The 15,681-nt window shown below is 64.3% G+C and carries 17 protein-coding genes; 7 read left to right on the forward strand and 10 right to left on the reverse strand.

The window, feature by feature from the left end:
- Nucleotides 1–24 precede the first annotated feature (24 nt).
- The 7 genes from selD to JAB6_RS08585 all read right to left on the reverse strand — a co-directional run bounded on the left by selD (nucleotide 25) and on the right by JAB6_RS08585 (nucleotide 6,606).
- Entirely contained in the window at nucleotides 25–1,089 is a 1,065-nt protein-coding gene (selD, locus tag JAB6_RS08555) for a selenide, water dikinase SelD (protein ID WP_070302355.1), read from the reverse strand.
- Between the two features lie 45 nt (nucleotides 1,090–1,134).
- The gene (gene mnmH / locus JAB6_RS08560; RefSeq protein ID WP_070302357.1) at nucleotides 1,135–2,226 is read right to left on the reverse strand and encodes a tRNA 2-selenouridine(34) synthase MnmH; all 1,092 of its coding nucleotides are present in this window, start codon (nucleotides 2,224–2,226) and stop codon (nucleotides 1,135–1,137) included.
- Between the two features lie 90 nt (nucleotides 2,227–2,316).
- The gene (locus JAB6_RS08565) at nucleotides 2,317–3,129 is read right to left on the reverse strand and encodes a hypothetical protein (protein ID WP_139143327.1); all 813 of its coding nucleotides are present in this window, start codon (nucleotides 3,127–3,129) and stop codon (nucleotides 2,317–2,319) included.
- Nucleotides 3,126–4,211, reverse strand: coding sequence for an HBL/NHE enterotoxin family protein (locus tag JAB6_RS08570; protein ID WP_070302362.1), 1,086 nt, complete (start codon nucleotides 4,209–4,211; stop codon nucleotides 3,126–3,128). The genes JAB6_RS08565 and JAB6_RS08570 overlap by 4 nt, the downstream gene beginning before the upstream one ends.
- 64 nt (nucleotides 4,212–4,275) lie before the next feature.
- Nucleotides 4,276–5,367 carry a hypothetical protein gene (locus JAB6_RS08575; RefSeq protein WP_070302363.1) on the reverse strand — a complete coding sequence of 364 codons (1,092 nt, stop codon included), beginning with the start codon at nucleotides 5,365–5,367 and terminating at the stop codon, nucleotides 4,276–4,278.
- 94 nt (nucleotides 5,368–5,461) lie between these two features.
- On the reverse strand, nucleotides 5,462–6,151 hold the full coding sequence (locus tag JAB6_RS08580; protein WP_070302365.1) for an LrgB family protein: 690 nt from the start codon (nucleotides 6,149–6,151) through the stop codon (nucleotides 5,462–5,464).
- Nucleotides 6,148–6,606: a CidA/LrgA family protein gene (locus JAB6_RS08585; RefSeq protein ID WP_070302367.1), complete on the reverse strand. Its 459-nt coding sequence runs from the start codon at nucleotides 6,604–6,606 to the stop codon at nucleotides 6,148–6,150. Before JAB6_RS08585 ends, JAB6_RS08580 begins: the two co-directional genes overlap by 4 nt.
- A gap of 103 nt (nucleotides 6,607–6,709) precedes the next feature.
- On the opposite strand from JAB6_RS08585, the gene JAB6_RS08590 reads away from it, so the two are divergent.
- From JAB6_RS08590 to JAB6_RS08620, 7 genes are all read left to right on the forward strand, one after another.
- Nucleotides 6,710–7,618 carry a LysR family transcriptional regulator gene (locus tag JAB6_RS08590; protein WP_070302369.1) on the forward strand — a complete coding sequence of 303 codons (909 nt, stop codon included), beginning with the start codon at nucleotides 6,710–6,712 and terminating at the stop codon, nucleotides 7,616–7,618.
- Between the two features lie 25 nt (nucleotides 7,619–7,643).
- The gene (locus JAB6_RS08595; protein ID WP_217494615.1) at nucleotides 7,644–8,462 is read left to right on the forward strand and encodes a glutaminyl-peptide cyclotransferase; all 819 of its coding nucleotides are present in this window, start codon (nucleotides 7,644–7,646) and stop codon (nucleotides 8,460–8,462) included.
- 81 nt (nucleotides 8,463–8,543) lie between these two features.
- Complete coding sequence (locus tag JAB6_RS08600; protein ID WP_051990890.1) at nucleotides 8,544–9,398, forward strand: hypothetical protein; 855 nt, start codon at nucleotides 8,544–8,546, stop codon at nucleotides 9,396–9,398.
- A complete protein-coding gene (locus JAB6_RS08605) occupies nucleotides 9,395–10,042 on the forward strand; it encodes a hypothetical protein (RefSeq protein WP_070302371.1) in 648 nt (215 codons plus the stop codon). Before JAB6_RS08600 ends, JAB6_RS08605 begins: the two co-directional genes overlap by 4 nt.
- A 269-nt stretch (nucleotides 10,043–10,311) precedes the next feature.
- Nucleotides 10,312–12,336: a ferritin-like domain-containing protein gene (locus JAB6_RS08610; protein ID WP_070302373.1), complete on the forward strand. Its 2,025-nt coding sequence runs from the start codon at nucleotides 10,312–10,314 to the stop codon at nucleotides 12,334–12,336.
- Nucleotides 12,336–13,265, forward strand: coding sequence for a DUF692 domain-containing protein (locus JAB6_RS08615; RefSeq protein WP_070302376.1), 930 nt, complete (start codon nucleotides 12,336–12,338; stop codon nucleotides 13,263–13,265). The genes JAB6_RS08610 and JAB6_RS08615 overlap by 1 nt, the downstream gene beginning before the upstream one ends.
- A complete protein-coding gene (locus JAB6_RS08620; RefSeq protein WP_070302378.1) occupies nucleotides 13,255–14,106 on the forward strand; it encodes a DNA-binding domain-containing protein in 852 nt (283 codons plus the stop codon). The genes JAB6_RS08615 and JAB6_RS08620 overlap by 11 nt, the downstream gene beginning before the upstream one ends.
- 65 nt (nucleotides 14,107–14,171) lie before the next feature.
- Here JAB6_RS08620 and JAB6_RS08625 read toward each other — a convergent pair whose 3' ends face one another.
- The 3 genes from JAB6_RS08625 to JAB6_RS08635 are packed head-to-tail and all read right to left on the reverse strand — an operon-like array spanning nucleotide 14,172 to nucleotide 15,629.
- Nucleotides 14,172–14,420, reverse strand: coding sequence for a DUF3297 family protein (locus tag JAB6_RS08625; RefSeq protein WP_010398340.1), 249 nt, complete (start codon nucleotides 14,418–14,420; stop codon nucleotides 14,172–14,174).
- A 54-nt stretch (nucleotides 14,421–14,474) separates the two neighbouring features.
- A complete protein-coding gene (locus tag JAB6_RS08630; RefSeq protein WP_083292617.1) occupies nucleotides 14,475–15,281 on the reverse strand; it encodes an OBAP family protein in 807 nt (268 codons plus the stop codon).
- A 33-nt stretch (nucleotides 15,282–15,314) separates the two neighbouring features.
- Nucleotides 15,315–15,629 (reverse strand): hypothetical protein, encoded by a 315-nt coding sequence (locus JAB6_RS08635; RefSeq protein WP_051990946.1) that lies wholly within the window; start codon nucleotides 15,627–15,629, stop codon nucleotides 15,315–15,317.
- Nucleotides 15,630–15,681 lie beyond the last annotated feature (52 nt).

Below are 15,681 nucleotides of genomic sequence, written 5' to 3' on the forward strand. Positions count from 1 at the left end.
GGACTGCCTTTAAAAAATTGTTCATTAAAATACGGAAACCCCGGTCGTGCCTTCCAGCACGTCGCCAATCACTGTGGCGTCGGCAAAACCTTCTGCGCGGAAAATCGCCAGCACTTGCTCGACGGCTTCCGGCGCGCAGGCCACCAGCAGGGGGCCGGCCGTTTGCGGGTCCGTCAGAATCGCCTTGTCGATGGCGCTCAGGCTGTCGGCCAGCGCCACTTGCGCGCCATATCCCTGCCAGTTGCGGCCGGAGGCGCCCGTGATGTTGCCGTTTTGCGCCAGTTGCTGCACTTGCGGCAGCAGCGGCACGGCATCCATGGCGATACGCGCCTGCAACTTGGCGCCGCGCGCCAGTTCCAGGGTATGGCCCAGCAAGCCGAAGCCCGTCACGTCCGTCAGCGCATGCACGCCATCGAGCAGGGCCAGCTTCTTGCCCGGGGTATTCAATTTGGTGGTGTTGTCGATCAGGGAAGCGTAACCGCCCGCATCGAGCGCATTCTTCTTCAGCGCGGCCGACAGGATGCCCACGCCGATCGGCTTGCCCAATACCAGTTTGTCGCCGGCGCGTGCGCCCGCGTTGCGCTTCACTTGCGACGGGTGGACCAGGCCCAGCACGACGAGGCCATAGATCGGTTCGACGGAATCGATGGTGTGGCCGCCCGCGATGGGAATGCCGGCCTGGGCGCAGATGGTTTCGCCACCTTTTAATATGAGGCCGATGGTTTCCACCGGCAGCTTGTTGATCGGCATGCCGACCAGGGCCAAGGCCATGATGGGCGTGCCGCCCATGGCGTACACGTCGGAAATGGCGTTCGTGGCGGCGATGCGGCCGAAGTCGAACGGATCGTCGACGATGGGCATGAAGAAATCCGTCGTGGCGATCAGTGCCTGCTCGTCGTTGAGCTGGTAGACGGCCGCATCATCCGAGGTTTCTATGCCGACCAGCAATTCCTTCGGCAGGGGAAAGCCGCCGCTGCCCTTTAAAATGTCGGCCAGCACGCCCGGTGCAATTTTGCAGCCGCAGCCGCCGCCATGGGCAAATTCGGTCAATCGGATCGGTGTATTAGGTGTTGCTGCGCTATCGGACATGGTCTTCATCCTGCTGAAATAGGTAATTGGGTGGCAAGCCAGGCATCACGCGGCGCTGGCGGTACGGTTGCCGCCGACGATAGCACATAATGCGCGTGCGGCTTGCTCAAAGGCATGTTCTGAAATATCGGGCAGCACCAGCGGCGTCGCCTGGGCGTAGCGGCTGAAGTTGCGGGCGATCGACTGGCGGTAGACGGGGTCGTAATGCTGGACCAGCAATTCTTCCACCAGCTCGGCCATGCGGCCAGAGGTGGCCAGTTGCTGCCAGTGGGCAATTTTTTCCTTGCCATGCAGCTGCGTCAGCAGGGCCAGCTGCACGTTCAGGCGGGCCGGGTCGCCGACGAAATGCGCATAGTCCTGCATCAGCAATTGCACGCGCTGGTCCGTGGCCAGGAGCACGTCCGTGCAATCGGCCGCGCGCATCTTTTCCATCAGCGCATCGGGCACGCGCAAACGGCCCACTTTCTTGCTTTCCGATTCGATGAACACGGGCAGCTGCGGGTCGAAAGTGTGCAGTTGCTGCCACAGCGCGCTTTCAAACGCTTTTTGCGATGGCTGGTCTTCCTCGGGCAAGCCGCCCAGCACGGAACCGCGGTGGGCCGCCAATTGCTCCAGGTCGATCACTTGCGCGCCTTGCGTGTCCAGCACTTGCAGCAAGCGGCTCTTGCCGCTGCCCGTGGGGCCGCACAGCACATTGATGAAGTCGAAGCGCTCGGGCAGGGTGGCCAGCTCGGCGTTCACGTGGCGCCGGTAATCCTTGTAGCCGCCCTCGAGCTGCGTGACGGGCCAGCCGATGCGCGCGAGGATGTGCGCCATGGCGCCGCTGCGGTTGCCGCCGCGCCAGCAATAGACGAGCGGTTTCCAGTGCTGCGGATGACCGAGCAAACCGTCTTCGATATGCCGCGCAATATTCTTCGCCACCAGCGCCGCGCCCAGTTTTTTTGCCTCGAAGGCGCTCGTCTGTTTATATAAGGTGCCCACGCGCACGCGCTGTTCGTCGTCGAGCACGGGCAGGTTGATGGCGCCCGGCAAGTGGTCTTCCGCGAACTCGGACGGGCTGCGCACATCGATGATGGCATCGAACTCGCTCAAGCGGGGCAGGATATCGCTGAAAGGCTGAACTGCGGGGTATTTCATCGTGGCGCGGGTGCTGGCAAGGGGAAAGACGTATTATCCCCGATAAACGCCCGTGCCGTCAGTCCCTGCAAGCAATGGACCTCAGGCGGCTCAAGCCGCATCCGTTCCCAGGGTGGCCAGTTCCGTGCTGGCGGCCGTCGCCATCAGGGCAATGACGACCGCGGCGTCGCCCGCGTCCAGGTCGCCGCTGACCTCGAGCAAGTCGCTGACGAGAAAATTGACGGCGTTGCGCACGCCTGAAATGCTGGCGGCGAGGCCCTGGCAATCCGTGCCCAGCTGCTGGCACGCCGCCTTCATGCCATTGAAGGCGCCGATCTGGCCATTCAAGCCGCCGATCTGGCCTTGCAGGTCGCTGACATCGGACTTCCATTTCAAGTACAGGCCCAGCGCCACGGCCAGGCCGACGAGGCCGAACGGACCCAGCGCCAGCAGATAGTAATAGCGCTTCTGCGCCGCATCGAGTTCGCTTTGCGCGTCGCCCAGTTGCCCCTGCAAGGCCGTGACCTGGCTTTGCAAGCCCGCTTCGACACCGGCAAGCTGGTTGAAATAGCCCATCAATTGCGCCGTTTGCGCCGTCAGCGTGCCGGCCGTGCCGTTGGCCGTGCCTTGCAGCTGCTGTGCCTGCTGTTGCAGGGCCGACATCGCCGCCTTGATATCGGGCAGCGGCGCTTGCGCCGCCAGCATGCTTTGTACTTGCGCCAGCTGCGGCGTTGCCGTCTGGACGAAGGCGGCAACAGCCTGTTGCAGCGCGCGCGTCTGCGTCACCATGGGCTGGATCAAGGCGTTGCAGCCGGCCTGGATCTGCTGGGCGGCTGGCGGCAAGCCACCAAGGGCCGCGATCTGCTGCTGCGCGGCCAGCAGGTTGGCGAGGGTTTGCGTCAGCAGGCCGGCCATGGCGCTCACGCCGCCGCGGCAACGGCCGCTTCGCCCACCGTCTGGCCCTTGGGTGCGACGATGCTGGTGACGCCCGTCATCTGGCCCTTGATGGTGGTGATGTCCGTGGTGACGGCTTGCATTTCCGTGTTGGCGGCCGTCAGGAACAGGGTGCGGATGGTGTCCGTGTTTTGTATGCCTTGCTGCAGGTCGCTGATCAGGCTGCCCAGGTCGCTGCTGAGAAATTCCCACGCGTTTTCCATCTGCGTGGCCGATTGCACGGCCGCCTGCACCTGGTTCGACAGGCTGGCATAGCCGCTGCTGATGCCGGTGGCCAGCTTGACTTCGGCCGTCAGCGACGCTTCCTGTCCCAGCAGGGTCGCCTTTTCATCGTTGAGGTTTTTCAGGGTGATGGCCGACGCCACTTCGCCGCCTATACCGGCGGCCACGACGGCAACACCGGCCACCACGAGCGGCGTCGACGTGCCTGCCGTGACGAAATCGGCCACGCCGCCGACGACGACCATGAAGGTGCCGCCCACGATGGCCAGCCCGCTCAGCACGGTGCCGGCAATGGCGCCGTCGATCTGTCCCTGGATGGTACCGAGCTGGCTGTTGATGGAGCTGAGCACGCCATTGTCGCCATTCACGGCCGCGTTCAAGTCGCTGACGGTGGTGGAAAACGAGGCGGAATCCGTGGTCAGGTTGTCGTGCAAGGTCTGCAGGGCGCTGACGACGCCATTCGCGGCCGTCTGGTATTGCTGGGATTGCTGTTGCAGCGCCGTCAGGGTAGCGATCCATTGCGCCTCCGTCGAGCCGGTTGGCAAGGCCGTCAGCACGGCGTTGTTGAGCGCGTAGTAATTGCCGATATTGGCGATGTTGGCAATGATCGTGGGCTGGATGACATTCAGGTAGGCCGTGGCGTGGGTTTGCGCCTGGCTCAGGCCATCGTTGATTTGCGACTGGTATTTCAGCAAATTGGCGTCGCCCGAAAAATCCACGCTGGGCTGCTCGTTGATGCTGTTGGCGTAGGTTTGTATCAGCAGCGCTTGTGAACACTGCGATTTGTTGGCGGTGCTGATGCCTTGTGCTGCCTGGTTTTGATTCGACATGCGCGGCTCCTGGTCGGATGGGTCATTGTGTGGGCGGTCGGATAAACAAGCGGTGGCGCACCGTTCAGGAAGCGCCTGTCATGGCTTGCTCCAGCGGCGCCAAGCTGGCGGCCAGCAGCTGCCACGCCGTGTTGGCGTAGTCGAGCTGCCCGCCCAGCGTTTCGGTGTCGGCGCTGCTGGCCATGCCGGCGACGGCATCGGCAAAGGCGGCCAGACCGGCGCTGATGCCCGTCGCTGGCGGTGCTTGCGGCGACTGGCCCCAGTCCTCGGCCAGTACCTGGGCCGTGTCGAGTGCGTTGTGAAAGGCGCTGCTGAACTGGCTGTTCTGTACCTGCACCACCTTGGCCACGGCCACCAGCGCATCGGCGCCGGCCAGCTGCTGGTAGGCGCTGGCCAGCAGGGCATTGTTGGCGTTCAGGGCCGCGCGGGCCTGGGCCGTTTCGGCCACGCCCTGTTCCGCCGCATCGATGCCTTGCACCACGAAGTCGCCCGATGGCGCGGTCTTTCCATCACCCTGGGCATCGCTGATGGTGGTCATGGTCTTGACGATCAATTCCGTCACGGCAGCGCCCGTCTTGTTGGCACCGGCGACGATATCGGCGATATTCGTGTTGATGGCGGCTTTCAGCTGGTCGATGCTGGCCGATGACGCGCTGGCGGCGGCGCCGAGGGCGGCGATGGTGGCGGACAGCGCCGTATTGAAGCCCGCGTTGAGCGGCGCCAGTTCGCCGGCGCTGACGCGCATGTCGCCCGTCAGCGCCTGGGCTTGCTGGTTGATGTGCCCCGATTGCACGGCCAGTTGCCGGTAGACCTGCGCGATGTCGGCGCGTGTGCCGGCATCCAGCGCCGCTTGCGCCAGCCGGGGCCGTTGCAGCTGGTAGGCGGCGTTCCATAGCGCGGCAAAGGCCGTCGCCTGGCTCAGCAAACCGATGTAGGCGGGCAAGATGCGGTCGCCGGCGGTCATCGCGCGGCTCTTCATTTGCGACTGGAACTGGCTGACCTGGTAGGCCAGGCCGGCATCGACTTGGGCATCAAGGTCGAGATTGGCCTGCTGCTCCAGCAGATCGGCGGCCGTCTGCGTGAACAGGAACTGGTCGCTGGCGGAAAAATAGTCGACTTGCAGGGCCTGCGGCCCTGGATTGGATGTGCTTGCCATAGGGTTTCCGGGAGGGTGGGCGAACGGGAGTCCGCACACTATCGCCCAACCCGCGCTTGCCGCTTTGACCTGCCGCAATCGAGCCGAGGGAACGTTAAGCTAGCAAGCGCCCCAGCAGCGGCGCCAGCAGCACCGTCACGACACCGGAAAAAATCATCGTCAGGCTGGCCACGGCGCCTTCTTCCGTGCCGATCCGGCGCGCCACGGACAAGCCAAAGCCGTGCGCAGCCGCGCCATACGGCGCGCCACGGGCGATGCGCATGCGCAAGGGCAGCAGTTTCAGCAGCGGTTTGCCCAGCATCAGGCCGAACAGGCCCGTCATGACGACGAAGATGCCCGTCAGCTGGGCCGAGCCGCCCATATGGCGCGACGCTTCCAGCGCGAACGGTGTCGAGACAGATCTGGCCAGCAGGCTGCGCGCCATGTCGCCATGCACGCCCAGCAAGCGGTCCAGCAGCAGGGTGGCGGCGACCGACGCGACGATGCCGGCGCAGCTGCCCAGCGACAGGGCCAGCCAGTGCTTGCGGATCAGCTTGCGCTCCTGGAAGATCGGGAGCGCGAAGGCGATGGTGGCCGGTCCCAGCAGCCACGGCAGCCAGTGCGTCTCGCCGAAATACGTGGCGAACGGCGTCGAGGTGGCCTGCACGATGACGATCAGTAACGCCGAGGTGCAGATGGCGGGCGTGAGCAAAAAGTGCGGATGGCGGCGGTGCAGCGCCTGGTTGGCGTAGAACAGCACCAGGGTCAGCAGCAAGAACAGCAGGGACAGGAGCACGGTATTCATGCCTGCGCCCTCGCTGCGCGCTGGCGCAGCAGTTTGTGCAGGCGCAACTTGCGTTCATAGCGGCACACCCATTCCACGGTGAAGGCCGTGGCCAGCATCACGCTGGCAAAGCCCAAACCGATATTTACGAACAGCATTACACCCTGTGACTTCAACAGCTGAGTAAATTGCACCACGGACACGACCAGCGGGATAAAGAACAGCAGCATATTGGCCAGCAGCCAGTTCGCGCCCAGTTCGATGGCGGCGGGCCGCACCCAGCCTGCCAGCAGCAAGGCCACCAGCACGAACAGACCCACGACGCCGCCGGAAAACGGCAAGTGCAGGGCGGAGGCGGCCTCGTCGGCCAGCCACCAGGCGGCGATCAAGATGCCCACTTGCCACACGGTCTGCGCGGGCTGGCGCCAGGCAGGGACGGAGAGTGGGGCGGTAGTGGAATAAGGGACGGCTTTCACGGCAGGCTTTCTAGCGGCAAGGGGAAGGTTTCATTGTAGGGACCCCGCATCAAAAGATAAAATGACTTAAACTCATGATTATCATTCGAGTTTGGAATGCATCATGGATATCCGCTCCCTGCGCTACTTTGTCGAAGTGGTCGAGCAAGCCAGTTTTACGCGCGCGGCCGCCAGGCTGCACGTGACGCAGCCCACCGTCAGCAAGATGGTCGCCCAGCTGGAACAGTCGCTGGACCTGGCCTTGCTGGACCGCGCGGGCAAGCGCTTTACCCTGACGGACGCGGGCAAGGTGGTGCTGTCGCGCGCGCATGAATTGCTGGCCCTGCACGCGGAACTGAAGGTGGAATTGCGCGACTTGCAGCAGCTGGAACGGGGGGAACTGCGCGTTGGCGTGTCGCCGCAGACGCACTCGACCCTGGCGCCGTGGCTGGCCGAGTACCATCAGCGCTATCCCGGTATCGAGCTGAAGATGTATGAAAGCGGCACACAGGCGATCGAGCGCGACTTGCGCACCGGCACGGTGGAACTGGGCACCATGCTCGACTACCCGGGCAATGCGGCCACGTGGCAGGATTTCGAAGCCTTGCCCCTCGTGCGCTCGCCGCTGTGCCTGCTGGCCGCGCCCGGCTCGCCGTGGCAGGGGCGCGCTTCCGTGGCCCTGGCCGAGCTGGCCGACAGTCCCTTCATTTTCTACGGCGCCGCGTTTGCCTTGAACGACATCGTGCTCGACGCCTGCCAGCGGGCCGGTTTCGCCCCGCGCATCACGGGCCGCAGCGGGCAGTGGGATTTCATTGCCTCGCTGGTGCAGCTGGGCGTGGGCATATGCCTGCTGCCGAAGATGTATTGCGATACCCTGGATCAAACGCAATTTACAGTCATTCCCCTCGATGGTCCCCCTGTGGAGTGGAATCTGATGCTGGCCTGGCGCCGCGGAGGGCGGCTGTCGTTTGCCGCCCGCGCCTGGCTCGAGCTCGTCAGGGTGCGCATGGCGCAGCCCGGGCGATTACAATAGCCGCTCGCCAACCACCGCCAAGCATATGAAGAACACAGGTAAAACCAGACTGAAACGCACGGCAGGCTCGCTGCTGCTGGGATTGTTATGCACGGTGGGACTGATGAGCGAAATGGGCTATGCCCAGGCCGCCATCCCCGTGTATGGCTATTTCGTCAAGAATACCTATCCGCACGACCCCCAAGCATTTACCCAGGGTTTGCTGTTCAAGGATGGCCATCTGTATGAAAGCACGGGCCAGAACGGCCAGTCTTCCTTGCGCAAGGTGGAATTGGCGACGGGCAAGGTGCTGCAGAAAAGCATGCTCGACAAAAAGGTATTCGGCGAAGGCATCACGGACGTGGGCGATGAAATCCTGGGCCTGACCTGGGTGTCGAAGACCGGCTATGTGTTCGACCAGAAAACCTTCAAGCTCAAGCGCACCTTCAGCTACCAGGGCGAAGGCTGGGGCCTGGCCAGCGATGGCAAGTTCGTCTACATGAGCGACGGCAGCTCCGCCATCCGCGTGCTCAATCCGAAAACCCTGGCCGAGGTGCGCCGCTTCGAGGTGAAGGCGGAAGGCCGTGCCATCGAGCGCCTGAACGAACTGGAAATAGTCGACGGCGAGCTGTACGCCAATGTGTGGGGCGCGGACGTGATCGCCCGCATCGATCCGGCCAGCGGTAAAGTTGTCGGCTGGATCGACCTGACAGGCTTGCTGCCGCCGGAACAGCGGGGCACGGCCAATCCCGATGCCGTGCTCAACGGTATCGCCTGGGATGCACGGGGCAAACGCTTGTTTGTCACGGGCAAACTGTGGCCGAAGCTGTTCGAGATCGAGCTGATCGAAATCCAGCGCCGTTGATGTTTCCAATTGGGCAGTGTTGCTGGCGAGGAATCGTTTAGAATTCTGATTCTTCGCCCAGTGCGACCTTTACAGGATGCCATGCTGTCCCTCTCTTTATGCCGCCTGGCGGCCGCCGCCAGCCTGCTTGCCGCCATCTGGCCCGCCGCACAGGCGCAGACGCCCAACATGCCGGTGGTCAGGCAATACGGCGACTTTGCCGTCACGAATGGCCGTTACGACGCTCTCGTCACCTTGTCTTTCCGCCGGCACGGCTACTGGCCCGGCGGCGCGCGCGAAGTGGTGGAAGTGCGGCCCATCAAGGCCACGCGCGAAGGCCAGCCCATGCTGCTGGCCTTTACCAAGGGCTATACGGGCCAGGGCACGATACTGATCGGCGTGCAGAATGGCGAACCGCTGATGCGCCCCATCAGTCCCTTGCAGCGCGACAATATGGTGCGCACGGAGCGCGACCCCGAATGGGGCGTGCCGCAGCCGGGCCGTCCCGAGATGCTGCTGTTTCCCCGCGACGGCCGCGCGCTCGATACGGGCACGGGCGAGCTGCTGTGGTTTGACGTGCCGGGCAACGTCAGCGGCGACTATCCGCGTGCCATGCTGGTTTCCGTCTCGCCCGACGGGCGGCGCGGCGCCTATCTGACGAATGCGCTGACGAAGGTGGGGATCATCGTTGCCACGCGCGATGACGGCGTGGCTGGCGTGCTGGCCTTGCCGCCAGACACCTATCAACGGTGGCTCAAACCTTTGTCTGATGCCGCTTCCGCGCAGGCGAGCGCTGCCATCAAGGCGGGCAAGGGCCGCACGGATTCGATCCGTATCCGGCGCGAGCTGGAACTGGCCTGGTTCGGCCAGCAATTTCAATGGAAACAAGGCAAGAACGGCTTGCAAGTGACGGGGCTGGGCCTCATTTCCGCGCCGCCGGAAGGAAAACAGCCATGACAATATCTAAACTGATCGCCGGCTGCTGCGCCGCCTCCTTGCTGGCCGGCTGCGTGCACGGCGAAACGTTCCCCAAGGATTATCTGGCGCAAGATATCGACAAGCAACAAGCCTTGCTGGAACTGGACGTGGTCTTCGGCAAAGAGCCCGATGACAAGCTGACGTCGCGCACGACGGCGCGCAATACCGTCGAGTACACGGGCGCGCCGCATATCGTCGTGCCGTTTTACCAGAAGGGACTCGGCTTCGACCAGGGGTTTGCCGGCACCTATATCTTTGGCGTCGTGTATCCGGTTGCCAAGGTCGAGACGGCCACGGCCAGCAGCCGCGTATTTGGCCAGAAACTGGATGGCCAGCAGGCGGGCAACCCGCGCTACCGCTTCCGTGTGCCTGGCAAGGCGCAGTGGAACAGCAATGAAACCTTCATGCTGAGCTTTGAGCGCAAGGGCCGCCGCGAAGAAATCACTTTCCGCTTCAGCAACGAGCAAAGCTGCTCATCCGCCTTCCTGGCCACCACGCCACACTATGGTTTTCCCATCAAGGTCGTCGCCACGTTCAAGGACAACAAAGGTTGTCTGAAAGTATGCGACAGCCGCGAACAGTGGCCCGGCTTTTGCGCCTTCCAGCCGCCGCCGGCCGCCTGACTATCACCATGCAAGCCACGCGCCGGCACCTGCCGGTGCGGCGCTTATACACGCACAGCTTTTGCCGATTCTATTCAATTGTCATCGAATGGCAGCTGAAAACGCCTATTTTCACGGTGTAAGGCGGTCTGCATTGACCCTTGATCAGCGCATAAATCTTGCCGCAAAAGTATCTTTCCCAGGCGTATGATTTCTTGCCGTAATCAGCGCGCGCAGATGGCGCGGTGCGGCCCGATATCCGAAACGCATCCTTCCTGTGGAGAGACAGAATGAAAATGCCCGTTTTAGGAAGCACCCAGCCCGCCATCAGCAACCGTCCGCTCGACATGCTGGCCACCGACACGGCCGCCGTGCGCGCCATCGCCCAGGCGGCCGTCAGCGTGGAGCTGTTCACCATTCCCCTGTACATGGCCACCATGTACTCGATCCAGGGCACGCACCAGATCAACTCGAAAGGCATCACGTATTACGAAGGCCGCCAGTGGCCGGGCATGGGCACCACGGCCCGCCCCGAACTGGCCGAGCAGAAAGCCTTCAATATCATCTTCAGCGTCTTCATCCAGGAAATGCTGCACTTGCAGATGGCGGCCAACCTGGCCACGGCCATCGGCACGGCGCCGTGCTTCACGGGGTCGGAGCTGCAATCGCAGGACCACGGCTGGACCTGCTATGGCGAGCACTGCACCGTGATCCCGCACATCGTCGACTTGCAGGACACGTCCGGCTACCGCCACGTGCGCGTCAACCTGGAAGAACTGAACGACAACCAGTGTGACCTGTTCCTCGCCATCGAGCAACCGGAACAGCAGGCCCGCGCCCAGCTGGCCGAGTTCGACAGCCAGGATCACACGAAATACTTCCCGGAAGTGCCGCTGCCGGGCTGGACGCCGGGCAAGCACGTGCACGATCTGCCCCTGTTCGGCACCATCGGCTACATGTACGAATGCTATGCGCGCTATATCAGCATCGAATACACGGATGGCCAGACTCTGTGGCAAAAACTGTTCGTCAACGGCTCGGTGCAGCAAGACATGTTCAACAGCCGGGTCCAGGGCCATGCGCGGGCGGAATTTCCCCGCTTCGACACCTGCTTCGGCCCGCAGGACCAGGATGGCGGCCAGACGGGTTCGTTCAACAAGGCCATCGATATGATGGCGGCCATCACGGACCAGGGCGAGGGCAGCGAAGCGGCCATCCAGCGCTACCGGCGCGACGCGGCGCAGCGCCTGATGGCCGTGCAGCCCGACTACCGCGAAGACCTGGCCGCCTTGCAGTGCGATTACCCGTCCTACGCGAACAATGGCAAGGACGCCGAATCGCGCGACGCCCAGGCGCGCCACGACAGCGCCCCGTTCGACCATTACGAGCGCTTCGGTCACGTGAAAGCCATGCTGCCCGTGAAGACCTGGGCCGGCTGGCACAGGGAAGGCCAGCGCTGGAGCGAAGCCATGCTGACCAACGAGCGCTACAATCCGGCCACCGCACCGAAGAACATCCCCGCGCCGGCCGACGTGGCGGGCGCCCTGAACCGTCTGAAGGATACCAGCGGCACCCTAGGAATGCTGAGCACGGTGGCCACGGGCGCCATCTACGGCATCACTTCCGTGCTGGACCAGTACTGGCTGAACCAGCAACTGGACTTCCCGTATCCGTCGATGGTGGGCGCGGGCGACCGCATGGCCATCTGCTGGGCCGTGCTGGGCCAGGCACCGAACCTGGCGACGGGCGTGCCGCTGGCCGACAAGAGCGTGCTGTACCACGCCTGCCAGGGCATGCACCTGGAGGGCGAAGCGCCGTCCACCTGCGCCGCGCTGGCCGTCTACCATACGTGCCGCGGCTCCAACGGCTGCCACGCCCAGGGCGGCTGCGGCTTTGCCCAGGCCGACACGGGCGGCTCCTCCTGCGGCCATTCGGTCAAGGCCGCCGCAGCGCCGGGCTCGCCATGCTATGTGCCGCCACCTCCGCCGGCGGACGATAAAGTCTACAGCGCGCCCAGCGACAACAAATGCGCGAGCTTCGGCGGCTGCGCCGTGCCGATTTCGGCCTCGCAGCTGTATCCGAACACCACGGGCAAGGAACCGCCCGAGCCCGCCACCATGACCCTGTACGATTTCGGTCCCGCGCCCGAGCACCGCAGCAAGCCTCTGGGCCAGAGCATGAGCTTTACGCTGGGCGACAACGTTTACGACAAGGCCTGGGAAGCCTACGGCAAGGTGATGGCGGCGCGCGGCACGCCGGTGGGAGCGCCGCCGGCGCCCACCGACCTGCGCCTGGCCTTGCCACCGTCGACCTGATGCGGGGCATCCTGCACGAGGCGCGGCCGCGCCTGGGCCTGCCGAACCTGGGCCTGGGCGTGGGGCTGCGCCCGCCGCACTACGAGCACATCCTGCGCCACGGGCCGCAGGTGGACTGGTTCGAGATCATCAGCGAAAATTTCATCGACAACCACGGCTATGCGCGCCACGTGCTCGAGCAGGTGGCGGCGCAGGTGCCCATCGTCATGCATGGCGTGTCGCTGTCGATCGGCAGCAGCGATCCCCTGAGCCTGGCCTACCTGCGCAAGCTGCGCCAGCTGGCCGCCGAGATCCGGCCCATGTGGATTTCCGACCACCTGTGCTGGACGGGCGCCGCCTCGCTCAACAGCCACGACCTGCTGCCGCTGCCGCTGGACGAGGCCAGCCTGCGCCACGTGGGCGCGCGCGTGCGGCAGGTGCAGGAATTCCTCGGCCGGCCCCTGATCCTGGAAAACCCCAGCACCTACGTGGAGTTTGCCCAGTCCAGCATGCCGGAATGGGAATTCCTGGGGCGCCTGGCCGAGGACACGGGCTGCGGGCTATTGCTCGACGTCAATAATGTTCACGTCAGTGCGCATAACCACGGCTATGACGCGGCCGCCTACATCCGCCAGCTGCCGCACGACCACATCGTGCAGATCCACCTGGCCGGGCCGACCGTCTGCGGCGCGATGCTGATCGATACCCACGATGCGCCCGTGCCGGCCGCCGTCTGGCGCCTGTACGCGCTGGCGCAGCAGCTGACGGGCGGCGTGTCGGCCCTGCTGGAATGGGATGCGGAGATTCCCCCGTATCCGCAACTGCTGGTCGAACTGGACAAGGCGCGCGCGGCGGTGCGGGGCGAATTTACGGACGCCGCGCCAGCCAAGGTTGCCGCCGCCGTCTCCACGCCGCTGGGCTTTCACCTGGAGGCGGCCCATGCGCCGTAACGGCCTGCCTCTGGCGCAATTGCAGGCGTGGTTCCTGACGGCCATGACGGCGCCCGGCGGCGCCGTGCACGGCGCGCAGCTGGCCAGCGAGCGCCACGGCCTGACGCAGGAGCAAGTGCTAAAACGGGCGCGGGGCGGGCCGGCGCCGCTGCACATCCATGCGGACGGCTACGTGCAGCGCCTGCTCGAATGCCTGCAGGCCGACTATCCCGTCTTGCGCAAGGTGATGGGCGACGAGCTGTTCGCGTTCTTTGCCCGCGCCTATGTGTGGCGCCACCCGTCCGCTTCGCCTACCTTGTATGACCTGGGCGGCGGTTTTGCCGATTTTCTCGCCGCCAGCCAGCGTGGCGCCGGGGCACAGGGAGACGCCTTGCGCTTTGCCGTCGAACTGGCGCAGCTGGAGCGGGCGCGCAGCGAAGCGGGCAGGGCGCCGGGGCTGGAAAAACGGCCGCCGCCAATCTTGCCTTCCGGCCTGGACTTGATGCTGGGAATGGCGCCGGCCTGGCGCCTGGCGCCGTGCACGCGGCTGCTGGCGCTGTCGTTCCCCCTGTGTGCTTTCTGGCAGCAGGCGCAAGCGGCGCCCGACGACGCCGTGCCGGCCCAGCCCGTGGCCGCTCCCGCCTTTGTCGCCATCTCGCGCCTGCATTACCGGCTTGCCATGCAGGAGTTGCCGCCGTGGCAGTTCTACTGCCTGCAAGCGCTGGCCGGCGGCGCGCCGCTCGCGCAATGCGCGCGGCAGGCGGCGCAGTCCAGTGGCAGGGCGCCGGACGAAGTGCTGGCCGACACGATGCTGTGGCTGCCGATGGCGGCCGCGGCGGGGCTGGTCGCGGTCGATGCGTGAGCGGACGGCGGCGCACGCAAAAAAGGCCGATGAAAATCGGCCTCGATGGTCAGTACAAGTATTGCTTAACGGTAAAACGCTTCGACTTTGCCCTTGAGCTTGATCTGCAGCGGACGGCCGCGGCGGTCGAGCGACTTGGTGGAAGCGACCTTGATCCAGCGTTCGCTGATGCAATATTCTTCCACGTCAAGACGTTCCTTGTCGTTGAAGCGGATGCCGACGTCGTTCTCGAACACGGCTGCAACGTGATAAGGGCTGCTAGGGTCGATCGACAGGCGATCGGGCAATGGGGGTAAGGTGGTGGTATCGTTCATGGCCGTCATTATCGCCCAGAATGCGGTTACAGACAACGGCCTTTCGCGTGCCGGCTATCTGGCCGGACGCGAAATGGCGGGTTCGGCCGTGTGCGTGGAGGGTGACGGTAGTGATGAGGAACCGTGCTGCGTTCCCGTCGGGTCGGCCAGCTGAATGGTCGTGCCGTGCTGCCAGGCATCGGCCCCGTCTATGATGGCGGGCGCGGCGATATCGGCCCGCTGGCGGCGTTTTTCGGCCGAATCGATGCGGAAACGGCGGTCGCGCGCGGCAACCATGGCGGCGTCGGCCTGGCCATCGTTTGTGAATCCCATCATCAGTTGCGGCACGCCCAAGGGCAAGGTCTTGTGTACATCCGTGTGCCACGTATGCCAGGTCTTGCCATACGTGGCGACGAGTTTTTGCATCAAGGCCTTCTCGGCCACGGCGGGAATGCCGGGGGCGATCAGCTGGCCTGATTTGACTTCATGCACGTGGCTGTGCCACAGCGCTTTTTCCGCCGCGGGCAAACCTTCGTACAGCCTGGCGCTGACGATGTATTCGACGCCCATCAGCTTGGCATCTTTGACATTGCCATCGTAGATCACACATTGGATCAGTTCTTCATTGACGATGGCGCAATAATGATGCGCTTCCATCTGGCCGCGCAGATTGCCATTATAGAAATGAAAACCGTCAAGATAGGCGTTCAGCGCCGCAATCGGCGGCCGGGCTTGCAATGCGTCGGCGCCCGCGTCCAGCACGCGCGTGGAGACCCCGGCCGGTGCGCCCGGAGCCTCCACGTTTGATGCCGTATTCCTGGCGCCGCAGGCGGCAAGGCCCATGGCCAGCCCGGCGCACAGCATGGCCGTCAGTGCTTTCATGTTGAGAAGGCGCCTCTGGCCATGCCACCGGGATCAGGATTTGTCGTCATTCTTGTGGCTTTGACGTCCCGCTTCCACGTGCTGCTCATGCGTGCCGCCGCGCGTGCCGGTGCCGGAACCAGATTGCTGGCCCGACTGTTGGCCCGATTGCTGCGAGCCCGATTGCTTGTCGCCGTCATTCTTGTGGCTTTGGCGTCCCGCCTCGACATGCTGCTCGTGCGTGCCACCCTGGGTACCGCCCGACGATTGGCGGGTGCCGGACTGTTTGTCCGACTGCTGGCTGCCCGATTGGCCCGATTGCTGTTTGTCCGATTGGCCGCCCGATTTGTCGTTGCTGTTCGAAGTCATGGTCATGTCCCCTATGGTTGGTTTGCGTAATCATCCGGTTCAACATTGGCTG

It is taken from the genome of Janthinobacterium sp. HH104, from assembly GCF_001758715.1.
In the GTDB taxonomy this organism is placed as follows: Bacteria; Pseudomonadota; Gammaproteobacteria; order Burkholderiales; family Burkholderiaceae_D; genus Janthinobacterium; species Janthinobacterium aestuarii.